The sequence below is a fragment of the Prauserella halophila genome (genome assembly GCF_024171895.1).
GTDB classification, from domain to species: domain Bacteria; phylum Actinomycetota; class Actinomycetes; order Mycobacteriales; family Pseudonocardiaceae; genus Prauserella; species Prauserella halophila.
Map to the genome: position 1 here is coordinate 113,434 of NZ_JAMTCQ010000015.1, position 23,263 is coordinate 136,696.

A 23,263-nucleotide genomic window follows, 5' to 3' on the forward strand; every position below is an offset into this window, starting at 1 on the left:
ACGGCAGAGCGCGGCTCAGTAGACGCGCAGCAGTCCGCAGCCGAGGTTGCCGTCCTCGTCGACGGCGGTCGCCAGCGCGAGGCCGGGCCGGTCGAGCAGCAGTGTGACCTGGAACGGGCCGGTCGCCGCACCCGTGTCTCCGAGGATCTCGCCGGGGTCGCGCACGTCGGCGTGACCGATGGTGCGGGCGAGGGCATCGCGTTCGGCGGCGGCGAGCTCCCCGGGTGGTGCCGACACGGCGACGGTGCGCACGTCGCTCGCGGCGACGCCGGCGCGTTCGAGCGTGCGGCGGATGCAGACCTCGAGCGCTGCCGCCGGATCGTCGTCGACGGCGACCCGGGTGTCGATGCCCAGCAGTTCGGCGAGCGGAGTGCGCGCGGGGTGCTGCTGTCCACCGGTGTCCTGTCCGCCGGTGCGGTCCCCGCCGTCGTGGTTCCCGCCGTCGTGGTTCTCGCCGTCGTGGTTCTCGCCGGTGTGGTCCCCGCCGTCGTGGTTCTCGCCGTCGTGGTTCTCGCCGGTGTGGTCCCCGCCGTCCGGTGCCGCCGGTTCGAGGAGCAGCACCGCAGCGCCCTCGCCCAGCGGACGGCCGGCCGCGCTGCCCGCATCCGCCCTGCGCTGGTCGGCGATCCACTGACGGGCGGGGCCGTACTCCTCGACGGCGCCGCACAGCACGGCGTCCGCGCGGCCGGTGGCGAGCAGCCGCGAGCCGTAGCGCAGGGTCGAAAGGCCGGACATGCGGCCACCGGCAATCGTCGTGTTCGGCCCGGTGAGGCCGTGCCGGATGGCCGTCTGGCCGGCAGCGCTGTTCATCAGGGCGAACGGCATGAGCGCGGGGTTGACGCGGTACGGCTTCTTGCGGGTCAGCGATTCGCGCGTGAAGTCGAACTGCGTCTGCGCGCTCCCCGACGTCGTCCCGAGCACGACCCCGGCGACGACGCCCTCTTGAGCGGCATGGGCGTCAGCGCCCCGAAGGGCACCTTCGGGGCATTCCACGACGGTGGCGAGGTCGGCCGCGGTGGCCACGGCCAGGGCGCTGCAGCGGTCCATCGACGACGTGCCCTTCGGGCCGAGGGCCTCGGTGACGTCGAAGTCGGCCGCGACGTGGGCCTCGGCGGGCACGGGCTCGCCCACCGGGGCCGGGTCGGGCCTGCGGGCCGGATCGGCGTAGGCGGTGCGGTGGGCCTCGGCACCGACACCGCACGCCGAGATCGCCGACCACGCCGTGATCACCGCGCCGGTCATGCGGGCCTGCCCAGTACGAGCACGGCGTTGTTGCCGCCGAACGCGAGCGCGTTGTTCGCCACCACACGCAGGTCGGCGTCCACGGCGGTGTTGGGAACGCAGTCGACCGCACACTCCGGGTCGGTCTCGGTGTGGTTGATCGTCGGCGGGACGAATCCGCGGTCGATGCCCAGGGCACACGCCACGGCGGCGAGCGCGCTGGCCGCACCCATCGTGTGGCCGAGCATCGACTTGACCGACACCGTGCGCGGAACCCCGTCCCCGGAAACGGACCCGCCCTCACCAGCAGCGGACCCGCCCTCCCCGGACGCGGACCCGAACACGCTGTGGATCGCGCCGCACTCGGTGACGTCGTTGGCCTTGGTGCCCGTGCCGTGGGCGGAGATCAGGTCGACCTCCCCGGGTGCGAGGCCCGCATCGGCGAGCGCCAGGTCCATGCACCGGGCGACGCTCTCGCCGTGCGGGGCGACCTGGTGGTGGGCGTCGCAGTTGAGGCCGTAGCCGAGCACCTCGGCGTAGATCCTGGCGCCGCGGGCCACGGCGTCGTCGAGCGTCTCGAGCAGCAGCACGGCGCCGCCCTCACCGGTGTGAATGCCGTGGCGGTCGACGTCGAACGGCCTGCACCGGTCGGGGTCGACCGCGCCGAGGCGGTAGAAGCCGGTGAACGTCATGCGGCACAGGGCGTCGGCGCCGCCGCAGAGGGCGTAGTCGGCCTCGCCGGTGCGGATCGCGTCGACACCGCCACCGATCGCGTAGTTGCCCGCGGCGCAGGCGGTGGCGATGGTCGACACCTCGACGTCGGCGAGCCCCAGGTCGCGGGCGACGCCGGTGGCGAGGCGGCTCGCGGGCACCCGCCGCGCGGCGGCCGGGTCGGTCGCCGCGGGGCCGTCGTGGACGAACGAGGCGGCGAGACGTTCGCCGTCGTCGGAACCGCCGTCGGTGGTGCCGACGGACACGAGACCACGCCGGTCACGCAGGTCGTCCTCGCCGAGCCCGGCGTCGTCGAGCGCCATCCTGGCCGAGGCGATGGCGAACTGCGTCGCCCGGCCCGCCTCGTCGACGGGCACGCGCCGCAGCCACGGCTCCGGGTCGAACCCGACGACCTCACAACCGGTGGCGTGCGCGAATCCGGTGGTGTCGAACGCCTCGATCGGGCGCGCCCCGCTGCGGCCCTCCCGCAGCCCGCGCGCGTAGGCGTCGGCGCCGGTGCCGATGGAGGACACGACGCCGACGCCCGTCACGACGACACGGCACCGGCCCGCCTGCACCCGAGCAGAAGCCACGGCTACGCGCCCAGTGCGTCGCCGAGCACGTCGTACACGCCCTGCAGATGCACCAGCCGCTCCAGCTCGTCCTCGTCGATCTCCACGTCGAACTCGATCTCCAGATGCGACAACAACTCGATCAGCTTCATCGAGTCCGCACCCAGATCGTCCACGAACCGGTCCTCGAGACCCACCGATTCCGGCTCGGTCTCCAGCACGCGGCACACCAGCGCCGTGATCTCCCCGGCCCGTTCCCGGATCACGGCAGGCACGGCACCGTTCACCCCGGCACCGTCTGCCACGGCGCCGTCCGTCACGGCAGCGTCCGTCACGGCAGCGTCCAGCTCGGCAGTGCCCGTTCCCACACCGGGCTCGGCAGCACTGTCCGTCACGACGCTGTCCGTTCCTGCGCTGTCCGTTGCGGCGCTGTCCGTTGCGGCGCTGTCCGTTCCTGCGCTGTCCGTTCCTGCGCTGTCCGTTGCGGCGCTGTCCGTTCCTGCGCTGTCCGTTCCTGCGCTGTCCGTTCCTGCGCTGTACTCGGCATTCATGTCGGGGGCGCTCATTTCATGTACGTCTCGTTGGAGAAGTCCTCGTCGTCCTCGTCGTAGGCGGGCGCGGGCCTGCGCACGGGCTGAGGCTGCGGTGCGGGCGAGGCCGGAGCGGGCGGGTCCGCTGCGGGCGGTGCGGCCTGCTGCGGCGCCTCCGCGGGCGACGTGGGCTGGGTGGGCCGCTCCGCGTGGGGCGCGGGCCGATCCGCACCTGCCGTCTCGTCCTCGACGCCGAAGTGCAGCACGTGCTCCTCGTCCTCGCGCGAACGTCCGGTGTCGAAACCGCTGTTCGCGCGCTGGCGCTTGGCCAGTTCGATGAGGTGTTTCGCCGACCGCTCGGCCACCTCGCCGCGCTGTGACAGGTTCTCCGATGCGCGCTGTTTCGCCTCGGCCGCCTTGCGTTCGCGCAGCGCCCGCCGGTCGGCCAGTTCCCGGTTGATCTGGTCGAATCGGGCGATCGCAGCCGCCGCCCTGCCCTCAGCCATGAACCTCTCCTGCTGTCATGTCCTCCCCCGCCGGAGTATCACTCGTCGCAGTGCGCTCGTTCGTCGTGCGCTCGTTCGTCGCAGTGCGCTCACTGGTCCTGGCGCGCTCACTTGTCGTACCGCACCGCGGGCGGGTCGTCGCCGATCGTGCCCGTGATGGCCTGCGGGGACTCCGAACCGTCGAACAGTCCGCCGTCGATGCGGTAGCTCGACGTCCGCGCCTCGCCACCGCCGCCCTGGCCACCTGCTCCGGCACCGCCCATGGGCGCACCCATCATGCCGCCGCCCATGCCGGCGCGGCCGCCGGTCCCCGAGCCACCGGCACCACCGGCCTCGCCACCCGACGGGGCCGCAGCCGCCGCCGGTGCGCCGCTCGCGGGAGGCGCACCGGTCGTGGCGCTCGTCGACGAACCCTCGTCCAACGGCTGCGGCGGTCCGCCCTCGGCCGAGAACCCGCCGCCTCCGCCGTCGAGGGAGCCCGCACCCGCGCCGATGGAACCGGCACCGGCGCCGATCGAGCCGGAGCCCGCCGCCCCGCCGCCCGATCCTCCGCCGGAGTCGCCACCGAGGTCACCCAGGTCGCTCGAGCTCGACGAAGGTGGGGTGAACCCGTTCGGCAGCGACGAGAGCCCGCTGTCGGGGCCGCCGTCCAGTCCGTCGAGCGTGTACGTGGTGGGCTCGCCGTTGCCGTCGTCGACGGTGACGAGCGTCGGGCCGTCCGGACCGTCGGGCTGTTCGGCGACGAGCTCCATGTCGCCGTCCTCGATGCGGATCTTGCCGTCCGGGTCGGGCCGGTAGACCTTGTCGCCTGCCGCGCCGCCCCCGTCGCCGGCGCCCGTCGGGCCGAAGTCGCCGCGATCACCGGTGTCGGCACCGGCGTCGCCGGCGTCGTCCCCGGTGCCGAAGTCGAGCTGGTAGTCCTGCAGCGGGCCGTCGCCGTCGTCGACGGAGATCTCCATCTTGCCGTCGGCGTCCGGCTCGGTGATCTCGAGCTTGTTGTCGCCCTCCTCGACGGTGAGCTTGTCGCGGTCGCCTCCCGGCCTGCCGAGCAGACTGTCGGGCTCGCCGTCCCCGTCGGTGTCGATGGTCGACTGCGGCGTCGTCACGTCGGGGATCTCGCCGTCGGTGCCGCTCCCGGGGCCGCCGGTGCCGGACGCCGGCGTCTCGAACTCCGGCGCCTCGGGGGTCGAGACCTCCGGCGTCGGCGTGGCCGGGGCGCCGCCTCCGCCCGACGCACCGCCACCGGGGCTGCCGCCGCCCGGGGTGGACACGCCCGGCCCCGGGGTCGGCACGTCCGGCGTACTCGCTCCGCCTCCGGGGGTTCCCACGCCCGCGTCGACGCCGGGCTGCTGACCACCCGGTTGCGTGCCGCCCGGCTGGTTGGGGAAGCCGTTCTCGTACGCGCCGAGGTACTCGTTGAGCGTGCCGTAGGCCTGGTCGACGGCTTCCTTCGTCGACTCGCACAGCGACGTGAACGACGAGTACAGGTTGTCGTACAGGTCGACGTTCCACGATTCGCGGATCCACGTCTTGCATTCGGTCTGGACGAGTTCCTTGTTCTCGTCGTTGAGACCGCAGTTGTCGGCGCGGATCGTGGATTCGAGGTTGGAACCGCACACCGAGTCGACCCACGCGGCCACTTCGAGGACCTCGTCCTGGCTGTCGAAGTCGCCCTTCGCGAGGGCCATGACCTTCCTTGCGGTCTCCGGTGTGGCCTGGCCGACGGTCGGTGTGTACAGCTGCATGACCTGCTCGGCCTTCTGCTTGACCGAGTCGAACACCGTGCGGACGGCGGTCTCGATCACCTGGGAGGCGCCGGACAGGTGCTCAAGCAGGTCGGTCGAGTTCGGTTCGATGTCCTCGTTGTAGCGCTGGTACGACGTGTTGGCCGCGTCGCCGGTCCAGTCGCGATACAGCGAGTTGAGGTCCTCCTGGGTGCTCTGCTGCAGCCCCTCCAGCGTGCCGAACGCCTTCTTCAGCTGCTCGGCGTCGTCGAGGAACTTCTGGAAGTCGATGCCGCCCTGCTGCCAGTACTGTTCCTTGATGTCCGAGGCGTAGTCGAGCGGGCCGTCGATGTGCTGCGAATCGGCCGGGACCTCCGCGTCGATCGGCAGGAACTTGTGGAACGTGTCCAGCGCGTCCTCGGCCAGTTCGAGCAGCTCGTCGGAAGTGGTGACACCGGTCGTCGTCGACGAGGACGACGGGCCGGGCGGCTGTGCCTGCTCGAGCTCTTCCTTGTTCTCGTCGAGCTTCGACTCGACCTGGTCGCCGCGGTAGCTGCCTTCCTCCGACTCTTCGCGCGCCTTGTCGTAGGGGTCCTTGTCGCTGTCGTAGCCCTGGTAGCTGCGCCAGTCGCCGCCACCGTAGGGACCACCGCCGTAGGGACTGCCGCCGTACGGATCGCCCTGCGGAGTGGACGAGACGTTGTACTTCTCGTAATAGGACTCGGCGGAGTCGTTGCCGTCGCCCGCCATCGCGTAGTGCCCGAGGACCGCCTGCTTGGTGTCGGCGGAGACATGGGGATCGTCGAGGATCTCCTTCGTCTCGTCCCACGTGTACTTCGGTTCGCTGTCGAAGATGCTCACAGTCCACTCCCCGCCTGTGAGGCCGCCTGGGCCTGGGAATCCTCGGCCGAGCCGTACTGCTGCGCGGCCGCGCCGATCGTGCCCGCGAACGACGTCAGCGAGCTGCACATGGCCTGTGCCGCCTCGCCGATCGTCTGGATGCCGGCCGTGTAGTCGCCGCTGAAGTCGGCGTGTGCCTTGCCGAATCCGTTCTCGCCGACGTTCGACGTGCCGACGTCGGAGACGTCTTCCTGTGCGCTGGCCGCGGCATCGCTGATGCGTGTGGCTTGGTTCGACATCGAACCCTGGTCGGCCGTATAGCCCTGCGGCGCGTTGACCCCGCTCACGTCCGCACCCCCTGGAATCGTCGTGGTCCTGACATCGTCTGTGGTCGTCTGCGGGATACGACGCGAGAAGTACCCGATCGGTGCCGTCGCATCTGCACACGAAATGTACCGGGTTGGGGTGATCGAAGAAACGCGAATCGGACGTACCGGCCCGACGGGGAACGCTGCGGCTGGGGTTGCGCGGGTGGGGCTGTTGCGGGGTGGGCGGCGGCCGGCCGCGGGTGATGTGGCATGGGCGGACACGCGACGGCGGCGGCCGGCCGGACCGTGGTGATCCGGACGACCGCCGCCGTATACGTGTGCGGTGCCGCGCGGGTGGGTATTGCGCCGTGCGGGTGGGTAGCTGCTGCGCCGTGCGGGTAGCTGCTGCGCCGTCGTCACCCGCGTCGTCAGCCCGCGTCGTCAGCGAACGCAGGTCGCCGACGTGGGTCGTGGCTAGACGAACCAGTCCCGATTGGCGAAGTCCTCATCGTCGTCCTCGTCGCGCCGGGGCAGGGCGGGACGCCGGGCCGGCGGAGTGGACGGCTGCGGAGGCGGTGGTGCGGCCGGGGACTGCGATGCCGGTGCGGCGGGCTGTGCGGGTGCCGCGTCGGCCTGCGCCTCCTCCGACTCGTCACCGACGGGGCCGAAGTCCATCGTGCGGCCGCCACCGTCGTCGCGCCGCTGCAACCACTCGTTCTTCGAGTTCGGATCCTCGGCGGCTTCCTTGTTGGCGGCGATCTGCTCGTCGAGCTCTTTGTTCAATTGCTCGGCAGCTTGCCGACGTTCTTCGACAGCCTCTTCGCGCTCTTGCTCCGCTTGCTCGGCCCATTCGTTGATCTCTGCAGTTGCCGCACGTAACCGGGCCTGATTTTCGGCGAGCTTTTCCACCAGATCCGGATCTGCATTCTCGACCACCGACTGCTTCCCCTCTACTTCGCGAATCCTCGACCGGACGGATTGACCTGGGATTACCAGCCTTGTCCCGGTAATCGATGTGCTGTCAGCGACCGAAGGACACAGCGGTTTCGGCGCCCTCACCGATCGTGCCGGTGATGTGGTTCCCGCCCGCTACTTCACCGAACAGCTCACTGACGGCGTCGAGGATGAACTGGCTCTGCCGTTCCTCGTCGCCGCCGCCACCGCCGCCACCACCGGCGCCGCCCATGCCGCCGCCCATCATGCCGCCGCCCATACCGGAACCACCGGCACCGCCGCCGCTGTCGCCGGAGCCACCGGGCCCGCCGCCGTCGCCGGAGTCGTCACCGGCACCGGTGTCCTCGCCCATACCGGCCTCGGCGAGACTGCTGTCGCCCGGCATCTCACCGGCGCCACCGCCGAGTGCGCCGTCGCCCAGGGACGAACCGAGGCTGGAGGCGGGCGCCGTCGCATCGTCGGCGCCGTTCTCACCGCTCGCCCCGGCGTCACCGCCCGGTGACTGGGCTGCGTCCGCCGTGTCGGCCTTCCTCGCGCCACCGTCGTCGGGTCCGGCCGCACCACCGTCGCCGGCCGAGCCCGCCCCGTCGGGGATCGACGAGCCGGCGCCGCCCGCACCCAGGTCGGGACCCGCGCCGGCCTGTCCGGCTTCGCTCGCCGACGCGACGGACCCGGTTCCACCGGGCGCACTGCCCTCCGCGGCCGCTCCGGCACCGGCAGTGCCGGAGCCAGTACCGGATCCGGAGTCGGAGTCAGCCCGGGGAGCGCCGTCCTGGCTGCCAAGCTCGTCCATGTCCGGCCCATCGGCAGCCATGCCGCGGGCCGCGGACTCGACGCCACCGCCGCCGGGGCGAATGCCGCCGCCACTTCCCGCGCCGGACCCGGAGGTCTCCTCCTCGCCGAGGGTGTAGGTGGTGGGCTCGCCCTTGCCGTCGTCGACCGTCACCTTGGTCGGACCGTCGGGGCCGTCGGGCTGTTCGGCGACGATCTCGGTGTCGCCGTCCTCGATGCGGATCTTGCCGTCCTCGTCCGGCGTGTGGACCTTCTCGCCCCGGGCACCGCTCGGACCGTCGTCCTGGGTGCCATCGGCGGCCCCGTCACCGGACCCCTGCGGACCGAAGTCCTGCCGACCCTGTTCACCGGGAGTCTGGCCCTGACCTGCGTCTTGTCCCTGGCCGGGCTGTCCCGGGCCGGCACCCTGACCCGGACCGGCACTCTGCCCCGGGCCGCCGTCGGTCTGTCCACCCGGCTGGGCTCCGCCGGAGGCGTCGTCGCCGCCTCCGAAGTCGAGTTTGTAGTCCTTGAGCGGGCCGTTGCCGTCGTCGACGGAGATCGCCATCTCGCCGTTGGCATCGGGCTCGGCGAACTCGAACTTCTTGTCGCCCTGCTCGACGGTCAGGGTGTCACGCTCGACGGCGTCCTTGACGGCCTCGCCGGTCGCCGGATCGATCGGGTACGGCTCGCCGGTCTCCGGGTCGGTTTCGAGCTTGCCGCCCGTGACGGGGTTCTTGCCCTCACCTGCTTCACCCGGCTTCGGCTGACCGTTACCGCTTTGATCGGGCAGCTGCTCACCAGCCGCAGCCGGGTCGACCGACGCCGCGGGGGGAGGGACTGACGACGAGCTGGGAGTCGGGCCAGCCGATGGCGGTGGATTACCACCGGTCATCGGCGGGCCACCGGTCGGCACGGTCTGATTCTCACCGGGGACCGCGGACTTGTCGCCACCCTTTCCCATCTGGTCGCCGAACGCCTGCCCCAGATTCTTGTTGAGGGCATTGATCATGTCCGAGTAGTTCGTCTGGACACCCTGTTGGACGTACTGTTGCCCAAAAGCGTGGAACTGCTCGGCCTTCTGCTCGTAAGCGGCGACGAAGGCCTTCAACTGAGCTTCGGCGTCCTCCAAGGCCTGCCTGCCACGTGCAAGCTCCTGTTTAGCATTGTAGATATCGACCGTATCCGCAAACTTGTAATCCTGAAAGTCAAAAAATGGCGACTGCTCACCAGAAGGGGAAAGCATGCCGAGTAAATTATAGGAAACGTAAGCCTCGGTCATGCTTTCCAGGAAGCCCGGGTCCGTCTTTTCCTGGACCTGCTGAATTCCGCCGCGAAACTCCTGGCCGACCTTGATCAGGGTGTCGATGTCGGACGGAACAAGACCCGAGATTCTGCCGTTTCCGTACATGTCCAGCACGGCCTTGACGTACTCGGCCACACATTCCCGCACCGTTTCGATGCCGGCCATCACGCTGTCAGAGGCCGTATTGAGCGCCTGCGAGAGATCACCGGCGTTCTCGTTTATCGTGTTGTTTCGCTGACTGGCCGCATCTTTGGCATCGCCGACCCACTCGGACGTGCCGTCCTTCCAGGCCCCATGCAGCGATTCCTTCGCCTCACTGACCTTCTTATGCGTGTCCGACAAAACATTGGAGTCCTGCCAGAAACAATGGAACTCGATGCCGCGAAATTCGTCCAGGCCACTCCGGATGTCGTCCGGCGTATTCCCGCTGACTGAGTACTTGGCCGACGCGCCCGCTTCCCCCTGACTGGAATTCGGGTTGTTGATCTCGGCCCGGGGCATCTCGCGCTGGCCCTTCTCGCCCGATTCCGCGTTATAACCGAGGGACTTGACCTCGGTGTACTTCGGATGAAACTCACTGAAGAGCTTGACGATCAACTTTGCCTTGTCGATGATCTGGTCCGAGGAGCTGTACGATTTCAGATCCTGCAGACTGCCTTTCGCATCCGAAATTTCTCCCTGATGCGATTCCCGCTGCGCCCTACGAAACGCTCGCTTCCCGTTGTAAATATTCTCGAGCGGAGCCTCGCCGCCGTCTTTGATGTCTTCCGCGTCGTACCCGTATTTGCTGGAGTACTTGTAGATCTCCTGATGACTGACCACGCCCGCATTGGACAAAGCCATCAGCATCTGACCGCGATGTTCCGACGAGACATTCGGATCGTCGAGCAGAGCCTTCATCTCGTTCAGATCCGCTTCGGTGAATTCCGATTTGGCCACTTGTTGGACCGCCGCTGTGCGGGCTTCGTCACCAACCATACCGCTCACAGCGAGAGTAGTGCGGTCATCCATCGTCAGACCTCCTTCGAGGCGATGGTCTCCGCGCTCACGGCCTCGTCGTCCTCGTAGGCATTAGCGGCCTGCTTCATTTTGTCGCCGAGATCCGCGGCCTGTTCGCCGTACTTGGTCACGGCATCGCGGTACTTTTCTATCGCCTCCGCATAGGGCTTGGCGGTCTCCGACCACGCCTTGCCGACCTGCGCCTCACCGACGTCGGTCTCCAGCTTTCCGCCGGCCTCCTTCAGCTGTTCACCATCCTGGGTGTAAGCCTTACCGGCCGCGCGAAGCTTGCCGTAGTTGACTTGTTGACCACCGGCCATCGGTTCCTCCCCCTGTTGCATGGTCGTGCAGGTCGAGCTTGTTCGTCACGGTTCGGACGCAACACGATGACGTCCGGTGCCGCTACGGATGCTCAGAGAAACATACCGAATCGGCCACGTCCACGTCGCACGAACGACGACACTGGTGGCGGACCTCGCCCTCCCGGGCCGGACCATCCCCACAGCGGCACCGCAGGTCATCACAAGCGCCCCGGCGCCGACGGCGGCCGACGCCCCGCTCGGGCGATCGGCGCCTCTGGTCAACCGGCCTCGGGCATCCGCTTCACGCGACCGTCGCGACGACTCCCGCCAGCCGGTCCGCCGCGGCCTGGGCGACTGCCTCGGCCTTCGCCTCCACCATCACCCGCACCAGCTGCTCGGTTCCCGACGGGCGCAACAGCACACGCCCCTCCTCGCCCAGCTCGTCGGTCACCGCGTCGACCGCGTCCTTCACCGTCTCCGACGCCGCCACCACGGCCTTGTCGGCCACGCGGACGTTCACCAGCACCTGCGGCAGCCGCCGCATCACCCCGGCCAGCTCGGCCAGGGGCTTGCCCGTCGCCGCGGCCCTGCTCATCAGCCGCAACGCCGTCAACAGCCCGTCCCCGGTCGTCGCGTGCGAGGGCAGCACCACGTGCCCCGACTGTTCCCCACCGAGCGCGAACCCGCCTGCCCGCAGCTCCTCCAGCACGTACCGGTCGCCGACCGCCGCCGTGCGCAGCGTGATGTCGTGCTCCTTCATCGCCAGATGCAGACCCAGGTTGCTCATCACCGTCGCCACGAGCGTCGTGTGCGCCAGCTCGCCGCGTTCGGCCATGTCCAGCGCCAGCACCGCCAGGATCTGGTCACCGTCCACGAGCGTGCCGTCGGCATCCACGGCCAGGCACCGGTCGGCATCGCCGTCGTGCGCGATCCCCAGATCCGCACCGTGGGCGACGACCGCCTCCTGCAGCTGCTCCGGATGCGTCGACCCGCACCCGTCGTTGATGTTCACCCCGTCGGGCTCCGCGTTGATCGCCACGACGTCGGCGCCCGCCCTCCGGTACGCCTCAGGGGCCGCCGTCGACGCCGCGCCGTTCGCACAGTCCACGACCACCGTCAGCCCCGACAGCACATGCGGCGTCGCGCCCACCAGATGCCGCACGTACCGGTCCAGCGCATCCTCGACCTCGGTCACCCGGCCGATCTCCGACCCCGTCGGCCGCACCCGGCCCGGGCCGCCGCCTGCGAGCGCCGTCTCGATCTCGTCCTCGATACTGTCCGGCAGTTTGTGCCCGCCCTCGCCGAACAGCTTCACCCCGTTGTCCGGCATCGGGTTGTGCGAGGCCGAGATCATGACACCGAAATCCGCACCCAGGTCGCCCACGAGGAACGCCACAGCCGGCGTCGGCAGCACCCCGACCCGCAACACGTCCGCACCCGCCGACGCGAGCCCCGCAGCCACCGCGGCCTCCAGCATCTCGCCGCTGGCCCGCGGGTCCCGCCCGACTACCGCCACCGGGCGGTGCGACCGGTCGTGCGCCGCCAGCACCCCCGCAGCAGCCGAGGCCACCGACATCGCCAGCTCCGGCGTCAGCTCACTGTTCGCAAGACCGCGCACACCATCGGTGCCGAACAGGCGGGCCATACGTTCCTCCAACTACACACTTCTCGCGCCCGAAGGCGCCCGGAGATCCCACGGTGAGCACTCCACGCTGCGCGGACAACTTAGCGACACACGCGCGGGCGATATCGGCGGGTCACCGCTTCTGCTACCGCAGGTGCCCGACCAGCAACGCTTCGCAGCCCGGCCCGACGGTCCACCGGTCGGCCCGCCGACGGCGAACCGGACCGGTACCGCCCACACCGGCGCACCGCTCACGAGCGCCGACCGGCGACACCCGCGGGCACAACACGGCCCCGGAACCCGCAACACAGCCCCCGGAGAACGCGACACGGGCCCCGGAGAGCGCAACACTGGCCCCGGAGCCCGCAACACGGCCCCCGGAATCCGCAACACGAGCCCTTGGGAGGGGGTGAACATGCGAAAGCGCCCACCCGTGTATCGGATGGGCGCTTTCGCATGTTGCCGCGCACGCCTGTGACGCACGCGACCGAAAACGTTCGGGGAACGTCAGCGCTTCGAGTACTGCGGCGCCTTACGGGCCTTCTTGAGGCCGTACTTCTTGCGCTCCGTCGCACGCGCGTCACGCGTGAGGAAGCCGGCCTTCTTCAGCGCCGGACGGTCGTCGGCGTCGATCTCGGCCAGCGCACGGGCGATGGCCATGCGCAGCGCGCCGGCCTGACCCGACGGGCCGCCGCCACGCAGGTTCGCGGCGATGTCGAACGACTCCGGCTTCTCGACCGTGCTCAGCGGCTCACGGATGAGCTGCTGGTGCACCTTGTTCGGGAAGTAGTCCTCGAGGGACTTGCCGTTGAGCTTGAACTGGCCGTTGCCGGGCACGAGACGCACCCGGACGACGGCTTCCTTGCGCCGGCCAACCGTTTGCGCGGTGCCACCGGCGGCGCGAGACGGCTTCGGCGCGGCCGGCGTCTCGCTCATCACAGCCGCTTCGGTGGCGGCCTCGGTCTCGGTGCTGGTCACAGGCTGTTCCTCACTCACTTGGTCACCTGAGCGATCTTGGTGATCTCGTGCGGCTGCGGGTTCTGCGCGGCGTGCGGGTGGTCCGGGCCGGCGTAGACCTTCAGCTTCTTACCCATGGCACGGCCGAGCTTGTTCTTCGGCAGCATGCCCTTGATGGTCTTCTCGAGCAGTCGCTCGGGCTTGCTGTCCAGCAGCTCGCCGAACGAGTGCTTACGCAGGCCGCCCGGGTGACCGGTGTGGCGGTACGCGAACTTCTGCTCGCGCTTGTTGCCGGTGAGGGCGACCTTCTCAGCGTTCACGATGATGACGAAGTCACCCGTGTCCACGTGGGGAGCGTAGGTCGGCTTGTGCTTGCCGCGCAGCAGCGTGGCAACCTCGGTCGCGAGCCGGCCGAGCACGACGTCCTGGGCGTCGATCACGTGCCAGGCACGGGTGACATCGCCGGGCTTAGGGCTGTACGTGGGCAAGGGTCTACCTCGTCGTCAAGATTGCTGTTGGGTACGTGCGGGCTGGGCGCAAACACTCGGCGCGCGCACAGACTACGAAGATACCCGGTCGCTTCGGGGAGCGTGGAAGCGGGGTCGGGTCGGCCGGTCATTCTAATCCCGGTGACGCCGGCCGCCGAGGAGGCCGCACCGGCGCGTCGACCTCCGGCCCGCGTCAGTTTACGCACCGCGCCGACCAGGTCCGAGCCCCCGGGGGCACAGCTGCGCGCTCCTGGGGCTTGGTCGCGCCCCCGGGACGCATCCTGCCGATGCAGCACCACTGCCCGAACACCTCCGGACAGGCGAAAGCGGGCCCGACCCGGACGTCGGACCCGCTTCACACAGCCTCGTCAGCTGGCGGCCGGAGCCTGCTCAGCCGAACATGCCCTTGATGCCCTGCTCCGTGCCCTGGTACGAGTCGGCGATCTGCGGCAGCGCGGTCGCGATCTGCGCGAGAACCTGCTTGAGGTCGTCGAGCGACCGGTCCCAGTTCTGCTGCAGCTCCTGCCAGGCGGCCATGGCCTCACCTTCCCACTCGCTGGTGAGCGGGGCGAGGTTGCTCTTCAGCTGCTCGAACAGGGCCTCCAGCTCGGCGCCGGTGGACTTGCAGTCCTCGGCCGCCACCTGGATGGTCTCGTAATTGACCTTAATTCCGGACATGATCTTTTTCCCTCCAGAAAGTCTGAGAAATGAAGTGAATCAGGGTGTGGGAGCGCCTGCTCAGAGGCCGCCGAGAACGTTGCCGATGTTGCTGATGGAGGAGTTCTGCTCTTCCTCGGCCTGCTCGTACTTCTGGCCCGACTGCTGCAGCAGGTCCGCGATGTCCTGCAGCGCCTGGTTCAGCTTCATGTTCTTCTCGTCGAACGCGGCCATGACGTTCTGGAACGCGCCGGCGGCCTGACCCTGCCAACCGGCCGACGTGGCCTCGATGTTCGACCGCAGCTTCTGCATGTTGGCGTCCATCTGACCCTTGGTCTCGGACACGTCCTGGAACGCCTTCTGGAACTGCTCCGGTGTCCCTGCAAAACCGCCAGCCATTGGGAATGACCCCCTTCGTTAGTGGTTCGGTCGAGTACTTCCTCGTTGGTACTGACCCTACGACGGAGACCCTGCCACGATCGGTTCCGCGATGTCCTGCCGGATTCGGAAGTCGTTGCTCCCGTAAACGCGACTGGTCGGAACCAGCGGGAACAGACGCTGTTTTCGCAGGTCAGAGTCATATTTTCGGGGTCGCGCAGACGTTCTCGAAAGCATCCGCGACACGGACGGGCTACCGACGAAGGATCGATTCCGGGCATCGCCGGCCGGGGTTTGCAACCCGCAGCCCGGCAGACCGTGACTCCGCCGCCCGCTACCCGGCCGCGGCGGACGTCAGTTCGTGAATTCGAGGGTTCCGACGATCTGGTTGCAGCCCGATTCCAGCCGCTGCTCCATCTCCACGATGCGGCATCCGACGCTGACCTGTGCGCGGCCGTTGGCCTGGACGTACCACTTGATGATCACGCCGTCGGACGGGAATTCCTCGTAGTAGATGGTGTCCTTGTCCGCGTAGCTGTGGTGCTGGCGGAAATTGCGGTACTGACCGGGATTCTGCCCGTTCGCCTCGTCGGCATCGGCGCGCAGTGTGTCGTAGAGCTGCCGGTGCTGGCTGCCCGCGTCGAAATCCTGCTCGATCTGCTGGACGACGACCCGGTCCGCGCCGTCCGACTGCTTCGGTGCGAACGCGACGCGGGCGCGCTGGGTGTCCTCGAGGACCCTCTCCCAGCCCTCGGGGGCGACGAACGAGTACGAGAACCGCGCGACCTCGGTACCCGGCGGACGGTCGTCGCGCAGGAAGAAGAACCATCCGGCCGTGCCAGCCAGCAGCAACGCGACCACCACGGCCGCCGACCAGGCGAGGACGCGGCGCTTGCGCTTCGGCGCCCGTTCGCCGTCACCGCCGTCGACGGCGTGCGGGCCCGACCCCTGGTGGCCGAACCCGCCGTACGCGGGCGCCTGCTGCTGATACTGCTGCTGATTCGGGTGCGGGCCACCCGGCTGCTGCTGCGGGAACGGCCCGCTCTGCGGCGGGGCCTGACCCGGCGGGGCGGACGGCTGCCGCGCACCGGCGGGCGGCTGTCCTGGTGTTCCGGGTGACTGTCCCGGCGCTCCGGGTGGCTGTCCCGGCGTTCCGGGCGGGGTCGGCCTGCCCGGCGCGGGCGGATGACCGCCCTGCAGGCCCGCCGCCTGCTGATTCGGGGCCTGCGGGGTCTGCGGGGCCTGCGGGGTCTGCGGGGCCTGCGGGGTCTGCGGGTACTGCCCCGGCCGGGCCGGCCCACCGTGCCAGCCCTGCGGCGTCCCGGCCTGCTGCACGGGCACCCCCTGCGGCGCCTGCCCGGCCGGACCCGCACCGCCCGTCCGCCCCTGCACGGCCCGGCCGGCCTCGTCCCGGCCGACGACCGTCGTCGTCTCGCCGCCCCGCCCCGGCAGCGCACCCGGCACGGCGCCGCCGCGGTCCGGGATCACCTGCACCGCGCGCAGTGCACCACGGGCGACGACCGTTTCCGGCTGATCGAGCGTCGTCGGGACGACACCGGTGCGCTCGTGGACCAGCCGGGACATCTTCGGGATCCGGCTCGACCCGCCCACCAGGAAGATCGCCGTCAGCTGCTTCGCCCTCAGCTTGGCGTCCTCGATCGTGGCGAGCGTGAGCTCGACGGTCCTGCCCAGCGGCGAGGCGATCAGTTCCTCGAGCTGCTCCCGGGTGACGTGGGCGTCGGCGAACGGCGGCGGCATCGGCACGTCGGTGTAGGCGTGGCGCGAGAGCGTCTCCTTCGCACCCCGGATGTCCTGCCGCAGCACGCGCCTGCGCCTGCGGTCCGCCAGCTCGCGGCCCTGCACCAGTTCGTCCCACGACTCCCGGTCGGCCGCCGACACCAGCGACCCGACGTGCTCGAGCAGCGCCTGGTCGATGTCGGCACCGCCGAACCCCGGGTCGCCGCGCGTGGCCAGCACCTCGAACGCCGTGCGCCGCTGCTGCGACTCCGTTCTGCGCACCACGCTGACGTCGATCGTGCCGCCGCCGAAGTCCAGCACGGCCAGCGTGTCACCGGGGCTGCCGGTGAACGCGACCGTCTTCTCCGGATTGCCGCCCTTCGCGGGCGTGTACGTCGCCGCGTGGAACACCGCGGCCGCCACCGGTTCCGGGACGAGCGCCACCTCGTGGCCCAGTCCGGACGCCGCCTGCCGCAGCAACCGCGTGCGCACCGCGCCCCAGTCCGCGGGATGCGTCAGGACGAGCAGGTCGACGTCGGCGCCCGCAGCGAGCCTGCGCGCCTCCCCCACCGCCCGCGACAACACCGCGCGCACCACGTCGACGACCGACAGCACCGTCTCGCCCAGCAGCAGCTCGCCCTCGTCGATACGCCGCTTCGGCGTCGGCTCGAACCGCGCCGGATCGACCGCAGCCTGGCGTTCGGCCTCCTGGCCGACGAACAGCGTGCCGTCGGCGTGCGCGTACACCGCCGACGGCATGAGCGGCTGGCCGTCGACCACGACGACCTGCGGCTGCCGTTCCCCGATGGCGGCCACGACACAGGTACTCGACGTGCCGAAATCGATCGCGACGCGAAAGGTCACCGGTCGCCCCCGGAGTCGGCGGCGACCGGTGACCCGTTCGTCAGCGCGGTGATCACTCGGGGTTGATCCACGAGACGTGCATGAGCTGCTTGCCGATCTTGCGGCTGACGATGTTGCCGCGGCCCGGAGGCATCGGGGCGGCCTTGACGTTGCCGAGCAGCTGACCCTCGTCCTTGGAACCGTTCATGACGATGCCGGGCATCGCCAGTTCCTTGAGCTTGCCGAGGATCGGATCCATACCGGTCCGCGCGGCACCACCCGTGCGGCGGGCGACGATCATGTGCAGGCCGACGTCCTTCGCCTGGGCCAGGTACTCGCCCAGCGGCCGCAGCGGGTTGTTCTGCTGCGTCGCCACGAGGTCGTAGTCGTCGACGATCACGAACAGCTCCGGGCCCTGCCACCACGAGCGGTCCTTGAGCTGCTGCGGCGTGACGTCCGGACCGGGCAGGCGCTTCTCCATCGACCCGGTCACCTCCTTGACGATGCCGTCGAGCTGGTTGGCCGAGACCACGTACGACAGCACCTGGTCGCCCTCGACGAAGCCGAGCATCGTGCGCCGGTAGTCGACGAGGATCAGCACCGCTTCCTTCGCCGTGTACCGCTCGGTGATGCCCCGGACGATCTGCCGCAGCAGGTTCGTCTTGCCGGACTCGCCGTCGGCGTAGGCCAGGAAGTGCGGATCCGCCTGGAAGTCGAGGTACACGGGCGCCAGCTCGTCCTCGTTGACGCCGATCGGCACCAGCTTCGAATCGCGGCGGCGATCCATCGCGAGCAGGTCGTCGTACGGCATGACCTCCGGCAGCAGCCGCACCTGCGGCGCCTTCGGGCCCTGCCACGCCGCGCTGATCTTCGCGACGGCGTCGCTCACGCCGTCGCCGATGCTCTCCGGGTCGCTCGACCCGTCGATGCGCGGCAGCCCGCCGAGAAAGTGCAGCTTCTCGCGGTTCAGGCCACGACCGGGACGGGAAGCAGGGATGTTCACCGCGGTGCGGCGGTCGATGTCGGACTCGCTCGGGTCACCGAGGCGCAGCTCGAACCGGGTGCCGAGCATGTCCTTGATGGCAGGGCGGATGTCGGCCCACCGGTTCGACGCGATGACCACGTGCACGCCGTAGGCCAGGCCCTGCACCGCGAGCTTGGTGATCTGCGGTTCCAGCTCCTCGAAGTCGTCGCGCAGCGCACGCCAGCCGTCGACGATGAGGAACGCGTCACCGAACGCGTCCTGTTCCGCGGTGATGTCGCCCCGGCGCTTGCGGTTCCGGAAGTCGGGCATCGAGTCGACGTTCAGCTCACCGAACCGCGACTCCCGCTCGTTGGCGAGCGTCGTCAGCTCCGCGACGATACGGCGCGCCTTGTCCGGATCCCGCCGCGCCACGGCGACACCGCCGACGTGCGGCAGCCGGTCCAGTGAGCCGAGTGTGCCGCCGCCGAGGTCGATCGCGTAGAACTGCGCCTCCTGCGGCGTGTGCGTCAGCGCCATCGACATGATCAGCGTCCGCAGCAACGTCGATTTGCCCGACTGCGGACCGCCCACGACCGCGCCGTGACCCGAACCGCCGGAGAAGTCCGCCCACAGCGGGTCGCGCCGCTGCTCGTACGGGCGGTCGACGATGCCGAGCGGCACCTGCAGCTTGCCGTTGCCGAAGAACCCGACCGGCGACAGGCCGCGTTCGTCGGTCGGGTTGAGGTTCGGCAGCAGCGTGTCGAGCGAATTCGGCTCGGTCAGCGGCGGCAGCCACACCTCGTGGGCGGGCGGGCCCTGGCCGACCAGCCTGCCGACGATGACGTCGAGCTCACTCGGTTCGACGGCCTCGTCCGACTCCGGTTGCTCCGGCTTCTCCGGTTCCGGCTCCGGCTCCGGTTCGGGCTCCGGTTCCTTGGGCAGTTCGATGTAGTCCGGCACGAACCGCTGCGGCCGCTTGTCGGCACGCACGACCTTCGCGCCCGGCGCCGCCTCCTTGATACCGGCGGGCCGGTACGGACCGGACACGTAGGACGCCTTGAACCGTTCGAGCGTCGACGTGTCGTACTTGAGGTACCCGCCGCCCGGCACCGACGGCAGCTCGAACGCGTCCGGCACGCCGATCGCGGCGCGGGACTCCGCGGCGGAGAACGTCTTCAGGCCGATCCGGTACGACAGGTGCGAGTCCAGGCCGCGCAGCTTGCCCTCTTCGAGGCGCTGCGAGGCGAGCAGCATGTGCATCTGCAGCGACCGGCCCAGCCGGCCGATCGCGACGAACAGCTCGATGAAGTCGGGCTTCTCGCTCAGCAGCTCGGAGAATTCGTCGACCACGATGAACAGTGCGGGCAGCGGATCGAGGTCGGCACCGTTCTCCCGTGCCTTCTCGTACTCCCACACGTTCTTGAAGTTGCCGCCGGTCTTGAGCGCCTCCTGCCTGCGGTTCATCTCACCGGCGAGCGCGTCCTTCATCCGGTCGACCAGCGTGACCTCGTCGGCGAGGTTGGTGATGACCGCCGACACGTGCGGCGCCTTGTCCAGGCCGAGGAACGTCGCACCACCCTTGAAGTCGACGAGCACGAAGTTCAACGACGTCGACGAGTGCGTGGCGAGCATGCCGAGCACGAGGGTGCGCAGGAACTCGGACTTACCGGAACCGGTCGCACCGATGCACAGGCCGTGCGGGCCCATGCCCTCCATGGCGGCTTCCTTGATGTCCAGCTCGACCGCCTGGCCCATCTCGCCGACCCCGAACGGCACGCGGTAGCGGTCGCGCACGGGGCGCGGCCGCCACGCCTGCTGCACGTCGAACGTCATCGGATCGCCCGGGATACCGAGCAGCTCCAGCAGGCCCGGGTTGGACAGCAGCGGCTGCTCCTCGCCGTCGTCGGCTGCGGCCGTGCCGATGCGGTACGGCGACAGCTTCCGCGCGAGCGCCTCGATCTCGACGACGCTGAGGGTGTCGGGGGCACCGAACCACTCGACTCCGCCCGCGCTGCGCGCACCGAGCCGTTCGGGCTCGGCGACCAGGCGCAGGCCGCGGCGGGCGGCGAGATTGCCGATCGTGTCGGACAGGTCGACGAGCGTGACGCCGACGAGGCCCTCCTCCAGCAGGATCCGCTCCTCGCCGGTGACATCGGCGTCGTCGAGGATGATCACGATGTGGGGCTGGTCCGGCGGCGGCGTCGCGTTGCGCGAGAACCGCTGCCGGTCACGCAGATCCTCCTCGAGCCACTGCTCGAGCTGCGCCAGCGAACCGGACATCATGCGCAGCTGGCCGATGCCGTCCGACAGCGTCGGATGCTGGGTGTGGGGCAGCCACTTGGCCCACTCCCAGTCCGCCTTCGCCCTTCCCGTCGACGCGACCGCGATGAGCACGTCCTCCGGGCTGTGGAACGTGACGAGCTGCGCGAGCGCCGCGCGCGTCAGCCCGCGGACGAGTTCGCGCTCCCCCTGCACACCGACGGCCGCGAACCCGCGCAGCGTGATCTGCGTCGGCAGGTCCGGGACGATCGAGTGCGCCCGCACGAAGCGGCGCAGCGCCAGCGTGGCGATCGGCTCCAGCTCGTCGACCGGGCCGGTCTGCGGCGGCACGAGGCGCGTGGCCAGCCGGTGTGCACTGCGGCCGACCCGCAGGTGCAGGAAGTCCTGGTCGTTCTGCCTGCGCTCCCACATCCGGCGCGTGGCCGCCATCGACCACAGCGTCTGCGGATCCGGGTGCACCCACTCCAGCGAGGCACGCTGCTCCTCCATCGCCTCGCGGGCGCGTTCGCGCATCTGACCGAGGTAGCGCAGGTAGTCCTTGCGGTCCTCGTTCATCTCGGCCTTCTTCGGGCCGCCCCCTTTGCCGCCGCCCGCGAACATGCCGACCATCGACATGACCATCATCATCGGCATCATCATGAACATCGGGTTCGGCATGCCCTCGTTGGCCTGCAGCCGGGGCACGATCATCATCCCGACCATGCCCAGCATCGCCACGATCATGACGACGGGCAGGATCTTCATCATGATGTTGCCGGGAACCGCACGGGGCACCTCGGGCGGCGGCTCGAGATGAACCTCTCCGCCCGGAGGGCGGGGAGCAGCCAGACGTGGCGACCGCTTGAATTGCAGCGTGCTCACCGAAAAGACCCCTCTTCAACTCGGCTGATCGAGTCGCCATGCGACCGGCCACATACTGGCCGAGACCACACGGTAGCGAACGAGGGCAACCGGCGATCCACAGACCGGCGAACTCACTCCCGGCCGCGTCGAATCCACCTCACCGGGCCGCCGAATGCGCTAGAACGGCACCCGCGGGCGCAGCTGCGCCCGCGGAAGTCGGATACGCCCGCGGCAACCATAGTCGTCCGGGCGGGCGAACGGTAAGTTGCCGTGCGCGGTATAAGTACCGGGTCAGCGATACATCCATGTAGGGGGACAACAGGTGGCAACGGGCACGACCGTATTCAGCCGGGTCACGGTGGTCGCACCGAACACCCGTATCGACGTCGCACTGCCGGCCGACGTGGCCGTTGCGGACCTGATGCCGATGCTGCTGGAGATGGCCAAGGAGGTCGCACCGGACGGCGGCGCCCGGCACGGCGGCTGGGCGCTGGCCAAACTGGGCGACGCTCCGCTCGACCCGAGCCGCACGCTCGCGTCGCTCGGCGTCGTCGACGGCGAGCTGCTGCAGCTGCGCAAGCGCAACGAGAACCCGCCACCGCCGCTCTACGACGACGTCGTGGACGCCATCGCGGAGGCCGACCCGGACGGCTTCCGCCCGTGGAGCAAGGACACGGCCCGCAAAATCGGCCACGCCGCGGGCGGCCTGTCGGCCGTACTCGCCGGGCTCGCACTCTTCCTCGGCGGCATCGGCGGCTACCCGCTGTTCGCCGCGATCGCCTCCGGCGTACTGGCCATCGCCTGCGTCGCGCTCGGTTCCACCCTGGTCCGCGCCTACCAGGCGATCTCGACCGGTGTGCTGGTCTCCGCGGCGGGCGGGCTGCCGATGGCGTTCGTCGCAGGCTTCTTCATCGTGCCGATGGACATCTCGGTCCGGCCGAACCTGCTCCTGGCCAGTGCCCTCGTGGTGGTGGTCGCCGCCGCCTCGATCATGATCATGGGCACGGGCCTGACGACGTTCATCGCCGCGGCGACGGTGGGCGTGTTCGGCGTCGTCTCCTTCCTCGTCGCCACGCTCGTCGGCCACCCGGCACCCGGCATCGCCGCGGGGACGGCCGCGGTGGCACTGGGCTGCATCTCGATGCTCCCCCGCGCGACGATCTGGCTCGCGAAGCTGCCACTGCCGACCGTTCCGGGGACGGCCGACGAGCTCAAGGAAGACTCCGAGATCCCGGACTACTCCGACATCGAGCAGCGCACCAGCTCCGCGCACAACTACATGACGGGCCTGCTCGTCGGCTGCGGCTCGGTCACCGCCCTCGCGGCGATGCTCACCGCGACCTCCGGCGACATCTGGGGCATTCTGACCGGCGCCTTCGCCACCGTCGTCCTGCTGCTGCGCGCGCGGACGTACGCCAACGGCGCACAGGCCGTCGCACTGCTGGTCACCGGAATGGTCTCCGCCGCGGGCATCCTCATCGGCTGGCTGCAGGGCGCCGAACCGTTCGACCAGCTGCTGTGGGCCACGGCCGCGTTCGTCGTGATCACCGCGGGCTCCGTCGTTCTGGGTGTCGTGATCCCCAACCAGCGGTTCTCACCACCGGTACGGCGCACGGTCGACATCCTGGAGGCCGTCTGCATCGCAGCGGTGCTGCCGCTCGCGCTGGCGGTCATGGGGCTGTACTCGTACTTCCGCCACCTCGACCTCCTGGGCTGACGGCCGTCCCGGGGTCGGGAGCGGCGCCGGG

17 protein-coding genes are annotated in these 23,263 nt (G+C 69.8%); 1 reads left to right on the top strand and 16 read right to left on the bottom strand.

Annotated features, from left to right (window positions below; all coding sequences use genetic code 11):
* Positions 1-15: 15 nt before the first annotated feature.
* The 16 genes from LY41_RS22350 to eccCa all read right to left on the bottom strand — a co-directional run bounded on the left by LY41_RS22350 (position 16) and on the right by eccCa (position 21,533).
* A complete protein-coding gene (locus LY41_RS22350; RefSeq protein WP_253866309.1) occupies positions 16-1,242 on the bottom strand; it encodes a beta-ketoacyl synthase N-terminal-like domain-containing protein in 1,227 nt (408 codons plus the stop codon).
* On the bottom strand, positions 1,239-2,483 hold the full coding sequence (locus LY41_RS22355; RefSeq protein ID WP_253866311.1) for a beta-ketoacyl-[acyl-carrier-protein] synthase family protein: 1,245 nt from the start codon (positions 2,481-2,483) through the stop codon (positions 1,239-1,241). The genes LY41_RS22350 and LY41_RS22355 overlap by 4 nt, the downstream gene beginning before the upstream one ends.
* Before the next feature lie 44 nt (positions 2,484-2,527).
* Positions 2,528-2,899 carry an acyl carrier protein gene (locus tag LY41_RS22360; RefSeq protein WP_253866313.1) on the bottom strand — a complete coding sequence of 124 codons (372 nt, stop codon included), beginning with the start codon at positions 2,897-2,899 and terminating at the stop codon, positions 2,528-2,530.
* A 167-nt stretch (positions 2,900-3,066) separates the two neighbouring features.
* Positions 3,067-3,540, bottom strand: a complete 474-nt coding sequence (locus LY41_RS22365; protein WP_253866315.1) for a hypothetical protein — start codon at positions 3,538-3,540, stop codon at positions 3,067-3,069.
* A 107-nt stretch (positions 3,541-3,647) separates the two neighbouring features.
* Complete coding sequence (locus LY41_RS22370; protein ID WP_253866317.1) at positions 3,648-6,125, bottom strand: WXG100 family type VII secretion target; 2,478 nt, start codon at positions 6,123-6,125, stop codon at positions 3,648-3,650.
* On the bottom strand, positions 6,122-6,451 hold the full coding sequence (locus LY41_RS22375) for a hypothetical protein (protein ID WP_253866319.1): 330 nt from the start codon (positions 6,449-6,451) through the stop codon (positions 6,122-6,124). Before LY41_RS22375 ends, LY41_RS22370 begins: the two co-directional genes overlap by 4 nt.
* 435 nt (positions 6,452-6,886) lie before the next feature.
* Entirely contained in the window at positions 6,887-7,348 is a 462-nt protein-coding gene (locus LY41_RS22380; protein ID WP_253866321.1) for a hypothetical protein, read from the bottom strand.
* Between the two features lie 85 nt (positions 7,349-7,433).
* The gene (locus tag LY41_RS22385; RefSeq protein WP_253866323.1) at positions 7,434-10,454 is read right to left on the bottom strand and encodes a hypothetical protein; all 3,021 of its coding nucleotides are present in this window, start codon (positions 10,452-10,454) and stop codon (positions 7,434-7,436) included.
* 2 nt (positions 10,455-10,456) lie between these two features.
* Entirely contained in the window at positions 10,457-10,783 is a 327-nt protein-coding gene (locus LY41_RS22390; protein ID WP_308292296.1) for a WXG100 family type VII secretion target, read from the bottom strand.
* A gap of 262 nt (positions 10,784-11,045) precedes the next feature.
* On the bottom strand, positions 11,046-12,389 hold the full coding sequence (gene glmM / locus LY41_RS22395) for a phosphoglucosamine mutase (RefSeq protein ID WP_253866325.1): 1,344 nt from the start codon (positions 12,387-12,389) through the stop codon (positions 11,046-11,048).
* Positions 12,390-12,875: 486 nt separating this feature from the next.
* A complete protein-coding gene (gene rpsI, locus LY41_RS22400) occupies positions 12,876-13,346 on the bottom strand; it encodes a 30S ribosomal protein S9 (RefSeq protein WP_253866327.1) in 471 nt (156 codons plus the stop codon).
* Between the two features lie 14 nt (positions 13,347-13,360).
* Positions 13,361-13,813 carry a 50S ribosomal protein L13 gene (rplM, locus tag LY41_RS22405; RefSeq protein WP_253866329.1) on the bottom strand — a complete coding sequence of 151 codons (453 nt, stop codon included), beginning with the start codon at positions 13,811-13,813 and terminating at the stop codon, positions 13,361-13,363.
* A gap of 390 nt (positions 13,814-14,203) precedes the next feature.
* Positions 14,204-14,494, bottom strand: a complete 291-nt coding sequence (locus LY41_RS22410; protein ID WP_253866456.1) for a WXG100 family type VII secretion target — start codon at positions 14,492-14,494, stop codon at positions 14,204-14,206.
* Positions 14,495-14,551: 57 nt separating this feature from the next.
* On the bottom strand, positions 14,552-14,869 hold the full coding sequence (locus LY41_RS22415; RefSeq protein WP_253866331.1) for a WXG100 family type VII secretion target: 318 nt from the start codon (positions 14,867-14,869) through the stop codon (positions 14,552-14,554).
* Between the two features lie 333 nt (positions 14,870-15,202).
* Positions 15,203-17,449: a type VII secretion-associated protein gene (locus LY41_RS22420; protein WP_253866332.1), complete on the bottom strand. Its 2,247-nt coding sequence runs from the start codon at positions 17,447-17,449 to the stop codon at positions 15,203-15,205.
* A 52-nt stretch (positions 17,450-17,501) separates the two neighbouring features.
* Complete coding sequence (eccCa, locus tag LY41_RS22425; protein WP_253866334.1) at positions 17,502-21,533, bottom strand: type VII secretion protein EccCa; 4,032 nt, start codon at positions 21,531-21,533, stop codon at positions 17,502-17,504.
* 304 nt (positions 21,534-21,837) lie between these two features.
* On the opposite strand from eccCa, the gene eccD reads away from it, so the two are divergent.
* Complete coding sequence (eccD, locus tag LY41_RS22430; protein ID WP_253866336.1) at positions 21,838-23,232, top strand: type VII secretion integral membrane protein EccD; 1,395 nt, start codon at positions 21,838-21,840, stop codon at positions 23,230-23,232.
* Positions 23,233-23,263: the final 31 nt, after the last annotated feature.